This is a genomic window from Aeromicrobium sp. (genome assembly GCF_049587115.1).
GTDB lineage: Bacteria > Actinomycetota > Actinomycetes > Propionibacteriales > Nocardioidaceae > Aeromicrobium.
This window is the reverse complement of sequence record NZ_JBAVDI010000035.1, coordinates 1-14,343: the sequence shown is the minus strand read 5'-3', so window position 1 is coordinate 14,343 and position 14,343 is coordinate 1. Positions and strand designations below refer to the sequence as shown.

13 protein-coding genes and 1 rRNA gene are annotated in these 14,343 nt (G+C 67.2%); 12 read left to right on the top strand and 2 right to left on the bottom strand.

Annotation, left to right across the window (positions count from 1 at the left end; translation table 11 throughout):
- Window positions 1-18: 18 nt before the first annotated feature.
- Window positions 19-1,818 (bottom strand): DUF2207 domain-containing protein, encoded by a 1,800-nt coding sequence (locus WB461_RS03830; RefSeq protein ID WP_423851393.1) that lies wholly within the window; start codon window positions 1,816-1,818, stop codon window positions 19-21.
- 92 nt (window positions 1,819-1,910) lie between these two features.
- Here WB461_RS03830 and argG point away from each other — a divergent pair, with 92 nt between their 5' ends.
- From argG to WB461_RS03785, 9 genes are read left to right on the top strand one after another with little or no spacing between them, the layout of a single operon-like run.
- Window positions 1,911-3,329, top strand: a complete 1,419-nt coding sequence (argG, locus tag WB461_RS03825; protein ID WP_423851392.1) for an argininosuccinate synthase — start codon at window positions 1,911-1,913, stop codon at window positions 3,327-3,329.
- Between the two features lie 49 nt (window positions 3,330-3,378).
- The gene (argC, locus tag WB461_RS03820; protein WP_423851391.1) at window positions 3,379-4,425 is read left to right on the top strand and encodes an N-acetyl-gamma-glutamyl-phosphate reductase; all 1,047 of its coding nucleotides are present in this window, start codon (window positions 3,379-3,381) and stop codon (window positions 4,423-4,425) included.
- A gap of 40 nt (window positions 4,426-4,465) precedes the next feature.
- The gene (gene argJ / locus WB461_RS03815; protein ID WP_423851390.1) at window positions 4,466-5,617 is read left to right on the top strand and encodes a bifunctional glutamate N-acetyltransferase/amino-acid acetyltransferase ArgJ; all 1,152 of its coding nucleotides are present in this window, start codon (window positions 4,466-4,468) and stop codon (window positions 5,615-5,617) included.
- Window positions 5,614-6,588, top strand: coding sequence for an acetylglutamate kinase (gene argB / locus WB461_RS03810; RefSeq protein WP_423851389.1), 975 nt, complete (start codon window positions 5,614-5,616; stop codon window positions 6,586-6,588). The genes argJ and argB overlap by 4 nt, the downstream gene beginning before the upstream one ends.
- Entirely contained in the window at window positions 6,585-7,748 is a 1,164-nt protein-coding gene (locus tag WB461_RS03805; RefSeq protein WP_423851388.1) for an acetylornithine transaminase, read from the top strand. The genes argB and WB461_RS03805 overlap by 4 nt, the downstream gene beginning before the upstream one ends.
- Window positions 7,745-8,683: an ornithine carbamoyltransferase gene (argF, locus tag WB461_RS03800; protein ID WP_423851387.1), complete on the top strand. Its 939-nt coding sequence runs from the start codon at window positions 7,745-7,747 to the stop codon at window positions 8,681-8,683. The genes WB461_RS03805 and argF overlap by 4 nt, the downstream gene beginning before the upstream one ends.
- The gene (locus tag WB461_RS03795) at window positions 8,680-9,198 is read left to right on the top strand and encodes an arginine repressor (protein ID WP_423851386.1); all 519 of its coding nucleotides are present in this window, start codon (window positions 8,680-8,682) and stop codon (window positions 9,196-9,198) included. Before argF ends, WB461_RS03795 begins: the two co-directional genes overlap by 4 nt.
- The gene (gene argH, locus WB461_RS03790; RefSeq protein WP_423851385.1) at window positions 9,195-10,607 is read left to right on the top strand and encodes an argininosuccinate lyase; all 1,413 of its coding nucleotides are present in this window, start codon (window positions 9,195-9,197) and stop codon (window positions 10,605-10,607) included. Before WB461_RS03795 ends, argH begins: the two co-directional genes overlap by 4 nt.
- Window positions 10,608-10,611: 4 nt before the next feature.
- The gene (locus WB461_RS03785) at window positions 10,612-11,166 is read left to right on the top strand and encodes a DNA-3-methyladenine glycosylase (RefSeq protein WP_423851384.1); all 555 of its coding nucleotides are present in this window, start codon (window positions 10,612-10,614) and stop codon (window positions 11,164-11,166) included.
- 107 nt (window positions 11,167-11,273) lie between these two features.
- On the opposite strand, the gene WB461_RS03780 is transcribed toward WB461_RS03785, so the two are convergent.
- Window positions 11,274-11,924: a DsbA family oxidoreductase gene (locus WB461_RS03780; RefSeq protein WP_423851383.1), complete on the bottom strand. Its 651-nt coding sequence runs from the start codon at window positions 11,922-11,924 to the stop codon at window positions 11,274-11,276.
- A gap of 74 nt (window positions 11,925-11,998) precedes the next feature.
- Here WB461_RS03780 and WB461_RS03775 point away from each other — a divergent pair, with 74 nt between their 5' ends.
- From WB461_RS03775 to WB461_RS03765, 3 genes are all read left to right on the top strand, one after another.
- Window positions 11,999-12,385 carry a universal stress protein gene (locus WB461_RS03775; protein WP_423851382.1) on the top strand — a complete coding sequence of 129 codons (387 nt, stop codon included), beginning with the start codon at window positions 11,999-12,001 and terminating at the stop codon, window positions 12,383-12,385.
- 57 nt (window positions 12,386-12,442) lie between these two features.
- On the top strand, window positions 12,443-13,702 hold the full coding sequence (tyrS, locus tag WB461_RS03770) for a tyrosine--tRNA ligase (RefSeq protein WP_423851381.1): 1,260 nt from the start codon (window positions 12,443-12,445) through the stop codon (window positions 13,700-13,702).
- Window positions 13,703-14,223: 521 nt separating this feature from the next.
- Window positions 14,224-14,343 (top strand): 16S ribosomal RNA (locus tag WB461_RS03765); the annotation flags it as partial.

Below are 14,343 nucleotides of genomic sequence, written 5' to 3'. Positions count from 1 at the left end.
TGCGGGAACGTATCGGAACTACCAAGAACCTCCTCCACCACCTCCTCCGCCACCGCCCCCTCCTCCACCACTCGAGGATGACGAGGACTGGGTAGCCGAATAGGCGCTGATCGATGATGCCAGAGAGGAATCGAGACCAGAGAATGCGTCGTGCTGCGTCATGCCGTGGGTGGTTGAACCGGCGTCGCTGCCCCCGGAGTACCAGAGCGGGACGGGTGCCGGAGCGCCAGTGGTGATCTCGTACTTCCGGGCCCAGCGGTCGGCACAGTCGAAGGCGACGGCGTAGGGGATGAACGCCGTGTAGAGATCCCGCTCGCCGCTGAACTCGAAGCGGCTCTCGGCCGAGTCTGTCGAGAGCAGTTGCTGGAAGCCGCCGGCGCGGGACCACAGGTCGCGGCCGAGCGCCGTGCGCCGGGTGCCGACTCCGGCGGTCATCAGGCCGATGCCCCCGATCACGAACGCCCCTAGGGGCAACAGGTACATCGAAACCGCGGGGTGGAAGAAGATCGCCGTGACGCCGAGGAGGATCGCGGCCCCGATGACAGCCAACCTAGCGAGGCTCTCCGAGCGAGCCTTCCGCTGCGCCCCGGCTCCTTCGGCCCACGCGCTGACGCGAGCCCCCAGGCCAGCCTGCACGGTCTGCAGCTGCTGACCCGACGGGACCGACGAGGGGCTTGAGGTGAAGATCGATCCGGGTTCGGTCACGCCGAGCGACTCGCCGACGAAGCGGGTGATGTCGTCGGTACCCGACCACGCGGAGGCGTCACCGATACCGGCGACGGTCCACGAGCGGTCGCCGCGTCGGGTCAGCGTCGTCAGCCCCTGCTCGGCCTGATAGAGCATCGTGGCGACCAGGCCGCGACGAGGAACGGTCTCGCTCGTCAGGTACGCCGTCTGCACCGGACCGAGTCCTCGCGGCGGCTCATACATCACCGGGTAGCCCGGCTCATCCTCGCGAGACCGGTGATCGAGGCGATACCCAAGCAGCAGGGCACCGAGGGCAATCGCGAGAACGACACCGAGTCCGGTGACGCTGTCGCCGAGGGCGCGGTCGGCACCGATCGACCAGGGCACGGTCTCGCGATCCGGGGTCTTGATCGGGAGGCCGATCCGCACGGTCACGGGGGTGCGGGGAGGAAGGTTGCCAGTCTCGACGGTGACCTGGTCGGTTCCTTCGCCGGCGACGTCGCACGCGTCACCGCCGCCCACACCCGACGTGCACTGGACCTTGCCGGACTTGACCGGCAGGTTGACAGTGACGCTCGATCGGTCGATGTCCATCTGCCATCCCTGCGCCACGACGTTCCAGTAGAACGCCGACGAGCCGGGTCGATCGTCGGTCCAGCTCGACGAGGAGAAGTCACCCTGCCCGACCGTGCTGGGCGCGACCGCACCGTCGATCTGGTAGACGATCGTGTAGACGTGCGTGCCGGCGGAGACGAACGAGTCCGGATCGCCGATCTTGGCCACGCGGAGGTGCCGGCCCAGCTGCCAGTCCAGCTCGTACGGCACGCTGAGGCCGTCGAGCTCGACCGAGATGTTCTTTGGCTTGAGTCGGACGTGCTTGTCGCTGGGGTCGGCAAGGTCCCAGAACCGAAAGATGCCGTGCCGGCCCACCGGGAACTCGGTCGTGATCTGCTCCTTCGCGACCAGGTTGCCGCGATCGAGAAGCGTGTACGTCGCGGTGTAGTCCGTGATGCGCACGGGATCCGGCCCGGTTGCGGTCGGCGTCGTCGGCACCAGCGCCACCAAGGCCGGGATGAGCACGACTCCAGCAGTCGCGACCAGTGCCACGACACGCAGGCCGATCCGTCTCATGGGTGCATCCTAGGGGCCGGTGAGACATCCAGGACTGGGCTTGAGCCGGACCCGGCTGCAATAAATTGCGAAGCCATGCAAGAATGGGAGACATGTCCAAAGTTCTCACCAGCCTGCCCACCGGCGAACGCGTCGGCATAGCCTTCTCCGGAGGTCTCGACACCTCGGTCGCCGTCGCTTGGATGCGCGACAAGGGCGCGATTCCCTGCACCTACACCGCCGACATCGGTCAGTACGACGAGCCGGACATCGCTTCGGTGCCGAATCGGGCCACCGCTTACGGCGCAGAGATCGCCCGCCTGATCGACTGCCGGGCTGCGCTGGTCGAGGAGGGTCTTGCCGCCGTGACCTGCGGTGCGTTCCACATCCGCTCCGGCGGACGGGCCTACTTCAACACCACTCCCTTGGGACGTGCCGTCACGGGCACGCTGCTGGTCCGCGCGATGCTCGAGGACGACGTCCAGATCTGGGGCGACGGCTCGACGTTCAAGGGCAACGACATCGAGCGGTTCTATCGCTATGGACTTCTGGCCAACCCGCACCTGCGGATCTACAAGCCCTGGTTGGACGCTGACTTCGTGCACGAGCTGGGCGGTCGCAAGGAGATGAGCGAGTGGCTCGTGGAGCACGACCTGCCGTACCGCGACAGCACCGAGAAGGCCTACTCGACCGATGCCAACATCTGGGGCGCGACCCACGAGGCCAAGACGCTGGAGCACCTCGACACCAGCCTGGAGACCGTCGAGCCGATCATGGGCGTCAAGTTCTGGGACCCCGAGGTCGAGATCGCGACCGAGGACGTCACGATCGGGTTCGAACGTGGCTGGCCGGTCTCGATCAACGGGAAGTCGTTCGGCTCGGACGTGTCGTTGGTCCATGAGGCCAACACGATCGGAGGGCGGCACGGGCTGGGCATGTCCGACCAGATCGAGAACCGCATCATCGAAGCCAAGAGTCGCGGCATCTACGAGGCGCCGGGTCTGGCCCTGCTGCACATCGCCTACGAACGACTGGTCAATGCGATTCACAATGAGGACACCCTCGCCAGCTACCACGACGACGGGCGCCGGCTCGGCCGATTGATGTATGAGGGGCGGTGGCTGGACCCCCAGGCGTTGATGATCCGTGAGTCACTGCAGCGCTGGGTCGGCTCAGCGGTCACCGGATCGGTCACGTTGCGGCTTCGCCGCGGGGAGGACTACTCGATCCTGGACACGCAGGGGGCTGGATTCAGCTATCACCCCGACAAGCTGTCCATGGAGCGCACGGTCGACTCGGCGTTCGGTCCCGGAGACCGGATCGGTCAGCTCACGATGCGCAACCTGGACATCGCCGACTCGCGTGCCAAGCTCGAGCAGTATGCGGCGTTGGGCATGATCGGCGCGTCGCACACCGAGCTGATCGGAGCGATGGAGCCCGGCGGCGCCGAGGCAATCGCCTCGCGTGGTGCCTCTCCCGACGAGGAGGAGCAGGCGCTGGACTTCGCGGCGATGGAGTTCGGCACAGATTGATCCCGGACCGGGGGAGACCCTCGGACCACAACTCTGCAAAGGTGGAGAGATGACCACGATCACCGCAGCCGTCGCCGGCGCGAGCGGGTACGCCGGGGGCGAGGTGCTGCGCCTGTTGCTGTCCCACCCCGACATCGAGATCGGCGCGCTCACCGCGGCCTCCAGCGCCGGGACGCCGCTCGGCGCACATCATCCACACCTGCTTCCGCTGGCCGACCGGATGCTGCAACCCACGACGAGCGAGACCCTGGCGGGTCACGATGTCGTGTTCCTCGGCCTTCCGCACGGTCAGTCGGGAGCGGTTGCGGCCCAGCTCGGGCCCGACGTCCTGGTGATCGACTGTGGAGCAGACTTCCGGCTGACCTCCGCGGCCGACTGGACCGAGTTCTACGGCGGCGAGCACGCCGGAACCTGGCCGTACGGACTCCCCGAGCTCATGGTCGGAGTGGGACGGCAGCGTGAAGCTCTCCGGGGGGTCAAGCGCATAGCGGTCCCGGGCTGCAACGTCACGGCGATCACGCTGGGGATTCAGCCCGCGGTGGCCGCCGGTCTCGTGGAGTCGCTGGACCTCGTGGCGGTGCTCGCGAACGGATACTCCGGCGCGGGCAAGGCGGCCAAGACCCATCTGATGGCTGCCGAAGGCCTGGGCGCTGCCTCGGCATACGGGGTTGGCGGCACCCACCGTCACGTTCCCGAGATCATGCAGAATCTGCGGGCGGCCGGCGCTGGTGAGGTCTCGATCTCCTTCACTCCCACGCTGGTGCCGATGGCCCGGGGCATTCTCGCCACGACAACTGCCAAGATCAGCGACGGGGTCGATCTGACCATGGTGCGGGCCGCGTACGAAGCGGTGTACGCCGACGAACCGTTCATCCACCTGCTGCCCGAGGGACAGTGGCCGACCACGGCCGCGACGCTCGGCGCGAACTCCGCGCAGGTCCAGTTCGCGATCGATGCTCGGGCTCGACGTCTGGTCGTGGTGTCCGCGATCGACAACCTGGTCAAGGGCACCGCTGGCGGAGCAATCCAGTCCATGAACCTCGCCCTGGGTCTCGACGAGACCATGGGACTCTCAACGATCGGAACGGCGCCATGACCCATGCCAACCTGACCGCACGTTCCGGCAGGATCCCGGCATGAGCGTCACAGCAGCCAAGGGATTCACCGCAGCAGGCGTCGCCGCCGGGTTGAAGGGGACCGGCGCGCCGGACGTCGCGGTGGTCGTCAACACGGGTCCGACCAAGACCGCTGCCGCAGTCTTCACCAGCAACCGGTGCAAGGCCAACCCGGTTCTCTGGAGCGAGGAGGCGATCAAGAGCGGATCGGCGGTCGCCGTCGCGATCAACTCCGGTGGTGCCAACTGCTACACCGGTCCGGAGGGCTTCACCACGACTCATCAGACTGCGGAGACCGTGGCCGCGGCACTGGGTGCCGGCGCCATCGACGTCCAGATCTGCTCGACCGGGCTGATCGGCCTGCTCAACGATCGTGAGGCGCTGCTCTCCGGCGTACGCTCTGCCCTGGACTCCCAGAGCCCCGACGGCGGGCACGCCGCCGCAACGGCGATCATGACGACAGACTCAGTGGCCAAGGAGGCCGTCGCTCAAGGTGACGGCTGGACGATCGGGGGGATGGCCAAGGGCGCTGGCATGCTGGCACCAGCTCTGGCGACGATGCTCGTGGTCATCACGACCGACGCCGACGTCGACCCCGCCACCGCCGACGCGGCGCTGCGGGCAGCAACGGCGCAGACCTTCGACCGGCTGGACTCGGACGGCTGCCAGTCGACCAACGACACGGTGCTGCTGATGGCCAGCGGCGCCGCCGGCACGACCCCAGACTCCGCAGCGTTCACCGATGCCGTGACGGCGGTCTGTCGAGATCTGGCGATGCAGCTGCTGGCGGACGCCGAGGGAGCGGACCACGAGATCGCGATCGAGGTGATCAATGCTGCGAGCGTCGACGAGGCGCTCGAGGTCGGTCGCTCGGTGGCCCGCAGCAATCTGTTCAAGTGCGCGATCTTCGGCAAGGACCCCAACTGGGGCCGCATCCTGGCCTCGGTCGGGACGACGCAAGCGACGTTCGATCCGGGTGATCTGGATGTGTCCCTCAACGGTGTCTGGGTCTGCCGGCAGAGCGGCCCGGGGGAGTCGCCGGACGGGATCGACCTCTCCGAGCGGGCCGTGTCGGTGACGATCGATCTCAAGTCAGGCTCGGCAACGGGCACCATCTGGACCAACGACCTGACCCAGGCGTACGTCCACGAGAATTCGGCGTACTCCTCATGAGCGAAGACCTGAACACTCCCGACGAGTGGCACCCCGCAGACTGGAAGAAGGCGACCGACAAGGCCGCCACCCTTGCCCAGGCCCTGCCGTGGCTGAAGAAGTACCACGGCAAGGTCGTGGTGGTGAAGTACGGCGGCAACGCCATGACCGACGAGACCCTCAAGCACGCCTTCGCCGAGGACATCGTGTTCCTCCGGATGGCCGGCTTCAAGCCTGTCGTGGTGCACGGTGGGGGCCCGCAGATCAGTGCGATGCTCGACAGGCTCGACATCGAGTCGGAGTTCCGCGGTGGGCTGCGGGTGACGACGCCCGAGACGATGGACGTCGTTCGCATGGTGCTGACCGGTCAGGTCGGGCGCGAGCTCGTGGGCCTGCTGAACCAGCACGGTGAGCTCGCGGTGGGTCTGTCAGGTGAGGACGGTGGCCTGTTCACGGCCCAGAAGACCATGCCGGTGATCGACGGGGTCGAGACGGACATCGGCCTGGTCGGCGAGGTCGTCGACGTACGACCCGAGGCTGTTCAGGATCTGATCGACGCAGGCCGCATCCCGGTCGTCTCGACGGTTGCGCCGGACGCGAGCGGTCAGGTCCACAACGTCAATGCGGACACCGCTGCGGCAGCGCTCGCGGTTGCGCTGGGCGCCGAGAAGCTCCTGGTCCTGACCGACGTCGAGGGGCTGTACGCCGATTGGCCCAACAGCTCGGATGTCATCGGCGAGATCAGCCCCGAGTCACTCGCGGAGATCATCCCGAGCCTCTCGACCGGAATGATCCCCAAGATGACGGCCTGCCTCAAGGCAGTGCAGGAAGGGGTCAAGCGCGCGACGGTGATCGATGGCCGGGAGCCGCATGCTGTCCTGCTGGAGATCTTCACCGACGAAGGCGTCGGCACGCAGGTCGTGCCGGGCGTCGAGACCCGCATCCGCACCGCGCTGTACGCCACGAGCGTCGACAAGAAGGGTTCGGCATGAGCGACTGGGTCACGCGCTACGAGGGTGCGGTGATGAACACCTTCGGCACCCCGGCTCGTCTGCTGGTCAAGGGTGACGGAGCCTACGTCTGGGACGACGAGGGCACCCGCTACCTCGACCTGCTGGCCGGCATCGCGGTCAACGCCCTGGGGCACGCCCATCCGGCGATCATCGAGGCCGTCACGACGCAGCTGTCGACGCTGGGACACACCTCCAACATCTTCGCGACTGCACCCCAGATCGGCCTCGCCGAGAAGCTCGTCGAGCTGCTCGGTCACGACGCACGCGTGTTCTTCACGAACTCCGGGGCAGAGGCCAATGAAGCCGCGTTCAAGGTCACCCGCCGCACCGGACGCACCAAGGTCGTCGTGGCGGAGGGCTCGTTCCACGGCCGCACGATGGGTGCGCTGGCCCTGACCTCCAAGGAGGCGTATCGCGCACCCTTCGAGCCGTTGCCGGGTGACGTCAGCTGGGTTCCGTACGGCGACTCGGCGGCGCTGGAGGCCGCAGTCGATGACACGGTCGCGGCGGTCCTGCTCGAGCCGATCCAGGGCGAGGCCGGCGTCGTCGTGCCGCCCGAAGGCTATCTGCAGGCCGCGCGAGACATCACGTCCAGGCACGGTGCCCTGCTGTGGTTCGACGAGGTGCAGACCGGCATGGGTCGAACGGGTGCCTGGTTCGCTCACACCGCCTCGGGTGTCGTTCCCGATCTCATGACACTCGCGAAGGGGCTCGGCGGCGGTATCCCGATCGGCGCCTGCCTCGCTGTCGGTGACGCCGCTGTTTTGCTGCAACCCGGCAACCACGGCACCACGTTCGGTGGCAACGCCGTCGCAACGGCTGCTGCCCTCGCCGTCATCGCCACGATCGAGTCCGAAGGCCTGTTGGAGCACGTGACGACGATGGGTGATCAGATCAGGCGCGGGCTGGCCGACCACCCGCTCGTCGCGGAGGTCACCGGGCGCGGCCTCCTGGTGGGCATCGTGCTGGAGCGGCCTGTCGCCGCCGAGGCGCAGAAGGCAGCCCTTGCGGCCGGCCTGATCCTCAACAACGCCACGCCGGATCGGCTCCGGCTGGCACCGCCGCTCATCCTCAGCGAGGCCCAGGCCGCAGATGCCGTCGCGGCCCTGCGGATGGTGCTCGACGAGGTGGGGACATGACCGTCAGGCATTTCCTGCGGGACGACGACCTCAGTCCGGCCGAGCAGGCCGAGGTGCTGGTGCTTGCCGCCGCGATCAAGGCCGATCCGTACGCACACAAACCGCTGGCAGGCCCGCAGACCGTCGCGGTGCTCTTCGACAAGGCCTCGACCCGCACCCGTGTCTCGTTCGGCGTCGGCATCGCTGACCTCGGCGGCAGTCCGCTGATCCTCGACACCGTGACGACCCAGGGCGCGCGGGGGGAGTCGATTCCCGACACGGCACGGGTTTTGGGCCGCATGACCAGTGCGATCGTGTGGCGGACCTATGCCCAGACTGGCTTGGAGCAGATGGCGTCCAACGCAGGCGTCCCGGTGATCAATGCTCTGAGCGACGACTTCCACCCGTGTCAGATCCTTGCCGACTGGCAGACCGTCATCGAGCACAAGGGGACACTGGCGGGGCTGACCGTCGCGTACCTGGGTGACGGGGCGAACAACATGGGCCACTCCTACCTGCTGGGCGGCGCGACGGCCGGCATGCACGTGCGCATCGGGGCGCCGGTCGGCTACCAGCCAGATCCGGTCATCGTCGCCGATGCCGAGAAGATCGCGGGGGACACCGGTGGTTCGATCTCGGTGACGGCCGATCCCTCTGAGGCTCTGGCTGGAGCGGACGTCGTCATCACCGACACGTGGATCTCGATGGGGCAGGAGACCGAGAAGGAGCAGCGCCTGGCGCTGTTCGGTGACTTCTCGATCACGGAGCAGGCGCTCGTCGGGGCCGCACCGGACGCCATCGTGCTGCACTGCCTCCCGGCCTACCGCGGCCTGGAGATCTCCTCGGACGTCCTCGATGGCCCCCAGAGCGTCGTGTGGGACGAGGCAGAGAACCGCCTGCACGCCCAGAAGGCGCTGCTGGTGTGGTTGCTGGCCCGGTCTTCGGAGTCGACATGACGATCCCGGCGACCAAGGCGGCACGCCAGCAGCTGATCGTCGAGCTGCTCGGGCGCCAGCTCGTGCGATCACAGGGCGACCTGGCCGATCTGCTGGACTCGTACGGCGTCAACGCGACGCCGTCGACGATCTCGCGCGACCTGGTCGAGCTGGATGCGGTGCGGGTTCGGCACCCGGACGGTGGACTGGTCTACGCGGTACCTGCCGAGGGCGGCGACCGCACACCTCGCCCGGCCGAGGACAGCGCCTCCGCCCAAGCACGTCTGGCCCGGATCGTCCGCGAGCTTCTCGTGACGGCCGAGGCCTCGGCGAATCTGGTCGTTCTGCGCACGCCGCCGGGCGCCGCGCAGTATCTCGCCTCCTCGATCGACCACGCGGCCCAGACCGATCTGCTCGGCACGATCGCCGGCGACGACACCGTCATGCTGATCTGCCGTGACCCGCTCGGCGGTGCGGCTCTTGCCCACCGGTTCGCCACCCTCGCCGCATCGCCTCCGAAGGAGCCCACCACATGACTTCCCCCGAGACGCCGACCTCCCGCACCGGGCTGTGGGGTGGCCGATTCGCCTCCGGTCCCTCACCCGAGCTGATCGAGCTGTCCCGATCGACCCACTTCGACTGGCGGCTCGCACCGTACGATCTGGCCGGCTCTCGTGCGCATGCCGGCGTTCTGCAGGCGGCGGGCCTGCTGAGTCGGGAGGATCTGACCGACCTGCTGGCCGGCATCGACGCGCTCGCGGCCGACGTGGAGTCCGGTTCGTTCGTCGCGCAGCCCGACGACGAGGACGTCCACTCGGCGCTCGAGCGCGGTCTGCTCGAGCGGCTCGGGCCGGTCCTGGGCGGTCGGCTTCGTGCCGGCCGATCCCGCAACGACCAGGTCGCGACGCTGTTCAAGATGTACCTGCGCGATCACGGCCGGTCGATCTCGGACCTGGTGCAGGGGTTGGTCGAGGCGCTCGCGGCGCAGGCAGAGGCACATCTGGGAGTTGCGATGCCCGGTCGCACGCACCTGCAGCACGCTCAACCCGTGCTGCTGTCGCATCATCTGCTGGCTCACGCATGGCCGCTGGTGCGTGACCTGGACCGGCTCGCCGAATGGGACGCCCGGGTCGCGGCCGATTCGCCCTACGGCTCCGGTGCACTGGCCGGCTCCTCGCTGGGTCTGGATCCCGAACGGGTGGCGGCCGACCTCGGGTTCACCGGTTCGACGCCCAACTCGATCGATGGCACCGCCGCACGCGACTTCGTCGCCGAGTTCGCGTTCGTGACAGCGCAGATCGGCATCGACGTCTCCCGCCTGGCCGAGGAGATCATCATCTGGAACACCAAGGAATTCGGCTTCGTCACCCTCCATGACGGCTACTCCACGGGTTCGAGCATCATGCCGCAGAAGAAGAATCCAGACATCGCCGAGCTGGCGCGCGGCAAGTCCGGACGCCTGATCGGCAACCTCACGGGGCTCCTTGCAACTCTCAAGGCGCTGCCGCTGGCCTACAACCGCGACCTGCAGGAGGACAAGGAGCCGGTGTTCGACTCGATCGACACCCTCGAGGTGCTCCTACCAGCCTTCACCGGGATGGTCGCGACGACGACGTTCGACACCGAGCGCATGGAGTCGTTGGCCCCGCGGGGATTCGCTCTGGCGACGGACATCGCCGAGTGGCTCGTCCGCGAGGGCGTGCCGTTCCGCGAGGCCCACGAGCTCTCGGGGGCCTGCGTCCGGGCCTGCGAGGAGCGCGAGGTCGAGCTGTGGGACCTGAGCGACGATGAGTTCTCGGCCATCTCGCCGGCGCTCACTCCCGCGGTCCGCGAGGTGCTGACGGTGGAAGGCTCACTGTCCTCACGCGACTCCCGCGGTGGCACGGCGTTGGTACGGGTCAGCGAACAGCTCGTCGAGCTGCGCAGCCGGCTCGGCAACCGTTGAGGCGATGATCGTCGACGTCGTTGCCAACGCCCGCAGTCTCCTGGGGGGCGTCCTGCACGGCCACGGTGTCGCCGTCCGCATCACGGAGGTCGAGGCATACGGAGGGATCCACGATCCTGCCTCCCACGCCTACACGCGCACTGCCCGCTCGGAGATCATGTACGGCGATCCGTGGCGGCTGTACGTGTATCGGTCCTATGGCATCCACCTCTGCGCCAACGTCGTGACGGGACCGACCGAGACCGCGTCGGCGGTGCTGATCCGCGCTGGTGAGGTCGTGGAGGGCATCGAGCTCGCCCAGCAGCGTCGGCCGGCCGTCGCGGCGGTCTCACTGGCGCGTGGACCCGGCAACCTGGCTCGCGCGCTGGGGCTCACGCTCGACGACCTCGGCACCTACCTGCTGGGGGCTGATGGCGTACGGCTGGAGATGTCACCCGGCGAGCCGGAGATCAGCGCGGGACCGCGGGTTGGCGTGTCCAGGGCCGCCGACGTGCCATGGCGCTTCTGGGTCACCGGCGATCCCACCGTCTCGTCGTACAGACGCAGCCCCCGCGCCTGACTCCCGTCCAGATCAGCCGCAGATCGGGCTGTCGGCAGGATCTGGGACCGCGCACACACCGTCGTCGCAGGCCGGTCCGTCACCGCCGACGATCTCCAACGGCTCGGTCATGAGCCAGCCCCGGCCTTCTGCAGGATGTCGAGGAAGGCGGCCGGATCCTGCGCGCCCGAGACGCCGAACCTGCCGTCGACGACGAAGAACGGCACGCCGCTGATGCCGTACTCATAGGCCTGGTCCTTGTCCGCCTCCACGGCGGGCAGGAACTGGCCGGACGTCATCGCCTCGACTGCCTCGGCTCGATCCAGTCCGATCTCCTCGGCCAGATCCGCCAGGTCGTCGATCCGGCCCACGTGCCGACCTTCCTCGAAGTAGGCCGCGAGCAGCCGTTCCTTCATGTCGAGCTGGCGGCCCTTGGCTTTGGCGTGGTGCAGCAGCTCGTGGGCCTTCACCGTGTTGGTGTGCTGGAGTGCGTCAAAGTCGTACGACAGGCCCTCCGTGGTCGCGAGCTGGGTCATCTGCTCGAGCATCCGGGTGACCTGTTCGGCAGGCATCCCCTTGTGACGCACCAGGAAGTCGACCTCCGTCCCGTCGAAGTCGACCGGGGTGTCTGGCGCCAGCTCGAATGAGTGGTACTCGACCGCGACCTCACCGCCCGCCTCGGTGTACTGCGTGGCAGCGGCTTCGAAGCGCCGCTTGCCGACGAAGCACCACGGGCACGCGATGTCCGACCAGATGTCCACCTTCACCGTCTTGTTCACGGCGGGTGCAACGCCATCTGGACCGCCCGGTATTCCGTTTCCCGCCGGTACGACAACAGCGGTACGCTTTTGTCATGACAATTGCCGTCGCGTACCGCCCCGACGAGTTCGGGCGCGCAGCCCTCGACTGGGCCGCTGCAGAGGCGCGTTCCAGGGATGAGTCGCTGCTCATCATCAACGTCCACCGACTCGAGCCACGGCTGGACCCCGGCCACGCCCGGGGCCGACACGTCCAGGCGATCACTGACTCGCTGGCCGTGGACAAGGTGCCGTTCGAGGTCCGCCAGGTCGAGGGCGAGGACATCTCCGGCACGGTGCTGTTCGAAGCCGAGCAGGCATCGGCAACCCTCATCGTCATCGGCGTGCGTCAACGCAGCCCGGTCGGGAAGGCCCTCATGGGCAGCGTCGCGCAACAGATCCTGCTGGATTCGCCCGTCCCAGTCGTCGCAGTCAAGCCCTGACGGGCCGGGGCGCCACGCTAAGGTCGCCCTGCATCCCCTGACTCGAAGGACTGGCCCGTGACCCACGTACTGGACGACCTCGACGCGCGAGGACTGATCGCGCACTCGACGGACCGTGACGCGCTGCGCGCGGAGCTGTCAGCGGGGCCGATCACCTACTACGTGGGGTTCGACCCGACGGCACCGAGCCTTCACATCGGCAATCTGCTGCAGATCCTCACCGCCCGGCGGATCCAGGCGGCCGGTCACCGACCGCTGATGCTGGTCGGGGGTTCGACGGGTCTGATCGGTGATCCCAAGGAAGCCGGCGAGCGGATCATGAACACCAAGGAGACCGTGGGGGAGTGGGTCGACACGATTCAAAGCCAGGTCTCCCGGTTCGTGGAGTTCGGCGGGGATCATGGCGCGACCGTCGTCAACAACCTGGACTGGACGGCCGGGCTCAGCACGATCGACTTCTTGCGCGACATCGGCAAGCACTTCCCGGTCAACAGGATGCTGGCCCGCGACGTGGTCAGCAGCCGACTGGAGTCGGGCATCAGCTACGCCGAGTTCAGCTATGTCCTGCTGCAGTCCATGGACTACCTCGAGCTGCATCGCCGGTACGGGTGTGTTCTGCAGACCGGTGGCAGTGACCAGTGGGGCAACATCACCGCCGGCGTCGAGCTCGTCCGACGCGCGGACGGAGCGAAGGTTCACGCCCTCGCCACTCCGCTCATCACCAAGGCCGACGGCACGAAGTTCGGCAAGACCGAGTCGGGAACGGTGTGGCTGGATCCCGGGCTCACCAGCCCGTACGCGTTCTACCAGTCGTGGATCCAGGCCGAGGACTCCAAGGTGATCGAGTACCTGCGCCAGTTCACCTTCCTGGAGCTGGACGAGATCGCCCAGATCGAAGCCGAACATGTCGACAAGCCAGGCCTGCGTGGTGCTCAGCGCCGGCTGGCAGCCGAGGTCACGACGATCGTGCACGGGTCAGCCGAGGCCGATGCGGCGGAGCTGGCCTCGCGTGCGCTGTTCGGCCGGGGCGAGCTGGTCGATCTGCCCGAGCCGACCTTGGCGTCGGCGTTGCGGGAAGCGGGGGCCGTCGATCTCATCGCCAGCGACCGACCGACCGTCGTGGATGCCCTGGTGGCCACCGGACTCGTCGACAGCAGATCCGCAGCGCGGCGAGCCGTCACCGAAGGCGGTGCCTACGTCAACAACCAACGCATCTCAGACCCCGATCTGGAGTTGTCCGATGCAGTCCTCCTGCACGGCAGATGGGCGGTCCTCCGCAAGGGGAAACGCTCGATCTCGGGCGTGTCGGTGTCCTGAACCCCGTCATTTCAGCGGTTGAGAACCGTGTGACGTGGACCATACTGAGCCGATTTGACGAAGCGGGAAAGGCCCCCGTAATGTTCTTCTTGTTGGACAGCACGGCGGAGCGAAAGGCCAAGCGGCCGGTCGCTCGGAGCTTCCAGCCAGCTCAACCGAAACGGTCAACGGCACGGCGCCTCAGCAACACGAGGCTCCCGGAGACGGACCGCGGATAACGGGGGCTGAATCATGGTGACCGACCCGGGTTTGACCGGTGAAAACGAACCATGTAAGTTAGACGAGTTGCCCCAAGGCGGAGACCGAAAGGTCGAAGTTGAGGTGAGCGTCTGATCCTTGAGAACTCAACAGTGTGCCAAAAGTCGACGAGATTAATTAGTAATACCCCGTCGAGACCAATCGGAGAGCTTCGGCTCGCCGAGAAGATCGATGGAATCAATTCCGACAATTTATTTGTCAGCAAATAGTTTGTCAGAGTCGAACTGAAGTTGTGAACTGCTGGCCCTCGGGTCAGTGCACTTTCAACGGAGAGTTTGATCCTGGCTCAGGACGAACGCTGGCGGCGTGCTTAACACATGCAAGTCGAGCGGTAAGGCTCCTTCGGGAGTACACGAGCGGCGAACGGGTGAGTAACACGTGAG